At 73.0% G+C, this 596-nt stretch carries 1 pseudogene; it reads left to right on the top strand.

Annotated features, from left to right (window positions below):
• A pseudogene (locus ACTWQJ_RS52095) lies at nucleotides 1–596 on the top strand (ATP-binding protein); the annotation flags it as partial.

Below are 596 nucleotides of genomic sequence, written 5' to 3'. Positions count from 1 at the left end.
CGGTGCCCAGCAGGGGCTGCCGGCCTCCGTCACCCACGTGTTGGCGGCCCTGCGCACCGCACTGACCAACGGCGACCCCGAAGCCCTTGCGGAACTCGGGCCCTCCCTCGCTGAGGCAGCTGCGGCGCCGCCGCAGCTGCCGGACACCGCCGAGGGACGCCGACTCGCCGCCGCGCTGCAGGCGTACGGCACCGCCGCGTCCGCCGGCACCACGGGGCGGCCCGCCGCTGCCGGTGTCCAGCCCACCGCTGACAGTGGGCAAGTCCCCGACGTCGACGAAGAAGACGACGGGGACGGTCTGGTGCCGGGGGATGAGGAGGACGAGCCCGAGGGAGCGGTCTTCCCCGCCCTGAGGATCCTCAAGGACGCGGTCGACCGCTCGAAGATGCACCCGATCCCGGTCATCCGCACCGAGGAACGCGACAGCGGTCCGTGGCCTCTGATCAGCGAGGACATGGACGGCGAGCCCCGCTGGGTCCACCCCGACGTCACCCTCACCCGCGTTCCCCACATCAAGGCGAACGGGAAGCGCGTCCGGCGCGACCAGCTCGACGTGCCCGACTCCTTCGGCGAGGGCGTGCTGTGCCTGATCGACC

The organism is Streptomyces sp. KR55 (assembly GCF_052245645.1).
GTDB classification, from domain to species: Bacteria; Actinomycetota; Actinomycetes; order Streptomycetales; family Streptomycetaceae; genus Streptomyces; species Streptomyces flavusporus.
This window is presented reverse-complemented; position numbering and strand designations above follow the sequence as displayed.